The sequence below is a fragment of the Xenorhabdus sp. PR6a genome (assembly GCF_028599065.1).
GTDB classification, from domain to species: domain Bacteria; phylum Pseudomonadota; class Gammaproteobacteria; order Enterobacterales; family Enterobacteriaceae; genus Xenorhabdus; species Xenorhabdus doucetiae.
This window is the reverse complement of record NZ_JAQRFJ010000140.1, coordinates 1-1,988: the sequence shown is the minus strand read 5'-3', so window position 1 is coordinate 1,988 and position 1,988 is coordinate 1. Positions and strand designations below refer to the sequence as shown.

General features: G+C 51.2%; 5 protein-coding genes and 1 pseudogene. All 6 read left to right on the top strand.

Going from position 1 to position 1,988, the window contains the following annotated elements; translation table 11 throughout:
* Positions 1 to 77 precede the first annotated feature (77 nt).
* A complete protein-coding gene (locus PSI15_RS17770; RefSeq protein ID WP_273584671.1) occupies positions 78 to 401 on the top strand; it encodes a phage head closure protein in 324 nt (107 codons plus the stop codon).
* Positions 394 to 696, top strand: a complete 303-nt coding sequence (locus PSI15_RS17765; protein WP_045958102.1) for a head-tail connector protein — start codon at positions 394 to 396, stop codon at positions 694 to 696. The genes PSI15_RS17770 and PSI15_RS17765 overlap by 8 nt, the downstream gene beginning before the upstream one ends.
* The gene (locus tag PSI15_RS17760; protein ID WP_273584670.1) at positions 696 to 1,130 is read left to right on the top strand and encodes an HNH endonuclease; all 435 of its coding nucleotides are present in this window, start codon (positions 696 to 698) and stop codon (positions 1,128 to 1,130) included. The genes PSI15_RS17765 and PSI15_RS17760 overlap by 1 nt, the downstream gene beginning before the upstream one ends.
* The gene (locus PSI15_RS17755) at positions 1,127 to 1,279 is read left to right on the top strand and encodes a hypothetical protein (protein WP_273584669.1); all 153 of its coding nucleotides are present in this window, start codon (positions 1,127 to 1,129) and stop codon (positions 1,277 to 1,279) included. The genes PSI15_RS17760 and PSI15_RS17755 overlap by 4 nt, the downstream gene beginning before the upstream one ends.
* A gap of 127 nt (positions 1,280 to 1,406) precedes the next feature.
* Positions 1,407 to 1,760 carry a phage terminase small subunit P27 family gene (locus tag PSI15_RS17750; protein ID WP_273584668.1) on the top strand — a complete coding sequence of 118 codons (354 nt, stop codon included), beginning with the start codon at positions 1,407 to 1,409 and terminating at the stop codon, positions 1,758 to 1,760.
* Positions 1,757 to 1,988, top strand: a pseudogene (locus PSI15_RS17745) (terminase large subunit); the annotation flags it as partial. The gene PSI15_RS17750 and the pseudogene PSI15_RS17745, both read left to right, overlap by 4 nt.

Below are 1,988 nucleotides of genomic sequence, written 5' to 3'. Positions count from 1 at the left end.
CCCCGTGAAGGGGGTGATGAATTCAGCCAGGCATGGAAGCAAACCGTCGAAATCAAGCAACCACCGGAGGACAAGGCATGAGGGCAGGCAGATTGCGGCATCGGGTAACGATACAGAAAAACGAATCAAGCCGTTCGCCTATGGGGTCGGTGATTAACAAATGGGTGGATGTTGCCGAAGTTTGGGCGGAGGTGAGAACGATCAGCGGGCGGGAACTCGTCGCATCGAGCGCGGTATTTTCAGAAGTGACTATTCGTATCTGGTTGCGCTACCGTGCGGATATCACCACAGGCCATCGCATTGTTTATCAAGGCAAACCCCTTGTGATTGCCGTCGTTATCCCCGATACCAAACACACCCGCCTAGAACTGCTTTGCAAAGGAGGCGTGCGCAATGGATAAAATCGATATCCCCTTAAGTGAAATCAAGCAACATTGCCGGGTGGATGAAAGCGACACCCGCGACGATGCGTTATTGGTGGGCTATGCCAATGCCGCACTGGAAGTGTGCCAGCAACATATCGGCAAGCGCTTTGATAATGGCTTAACTTTCACGCCTGCCATCAAGGTGGGCTGCCTGCTTTATATTGGCTTGTTGTATGAAAACCGGGAGATGGCAACCGACCTTGAGCTTAAAGAAGTGCCGTTTACCATTAAGTCCCTGTGGTCTGTCTATCGTGATATCGGAGTCTACTAATGCCTTGGCAACCTTTGAAACGTTGTACCTATCCCGGCTGCAAACAGAGAGTCAAGTCGGGTCGCTGTGATGAACACAGACGGGAAGCCCAGCGTAGGCAGGATAAGCAGCGAGGCTCAAGGCGTGAGCGCGGCTATACCCCGGCATGGGATAAATACCGCCTGCAATTCCTGAAAGCTAACCCGTTATGTGTCCACTGCCTTAAGTTGGGTATCTACACCCCGGCAACCATCGTTGACCACATCATCCCCATTGACGGCGGTAGTGATGTGCTGTTTTGGCCTGACTTCAATCACCAGCCCCTATGCAATAGCTGCCATAGTCGAAAGACGGTCACGACTGACCCCGCGACGAAAGAGAAACGAAGACAAGGACACTACCGGGAACAGGAAGAACGAGCGGCAAGGCGTAATGACTGGATGTATCAATCATGAACGAACAAGAGACCGAACAATTAGTTAAAGGCTTATTAAAGCACAGTGAGCGCTATCGACAATCAAAACAGATTGCGCCTGAGAAGCTCATAGCGAGGCGTACAACACAGCGTGACCGGGAGCTAATGGCGTGTTTCAGAAATCGTTAGGAGAGTGCACAGAGGGGGGGGGACTGAAAAATGACAAATGCCCCCTTTCGTGGCACCACCGCCGTCCTCAAATTTTTATGCACGGCACTTTTTTTAATAGCAGTAATTTCATAGGAATCAAAATATTATGGCAAGGGCACCTAAACCCCCGGTTTACTTAAACACTATTGCCGCCGATCAATGGAAATCGAAAACAAAACTGTTAAATGAGCGTGACGACCTCAGCCCGGCAGACTGGAACAACTTAGAGCTGTATTGCGTCAACTATGCGATCTACCGTAAGGCCATTGAAGATATTGAACGGCGCGGGTTTGCGGTGGAAGGTTCACGCGGCGCGGCGACCAGTAACCCGTCATTAAAGGCCAAGGCGGATGCGGAAAAAATCATGATTAAAATGTCCTCCCTGCTGGGCTTTGACCCGGTATCACGGCGTAGAAACCCGGTGGAAACGGAGGCAGAGGACGAATTAGATCGCTTATGAACGCATGGGAACAGTACGCCCTTGATATCCAAAACGGCACCATTCCGGCCTGTCAGCGTCTGAAACAGGCGGTAAAACGCTACCATAACGACCTGAATAACCCGCTTTATGTATTTGATAGCGGGGTTGTCGAGCGTTTTATTGGCTTCTCCCGCCTCTGTCCGCACGTCAAAGGCCACTTGCGCGGTCAGCCCATTGTGCTTGAACCGTGGCAGCAATTCGTCTTTG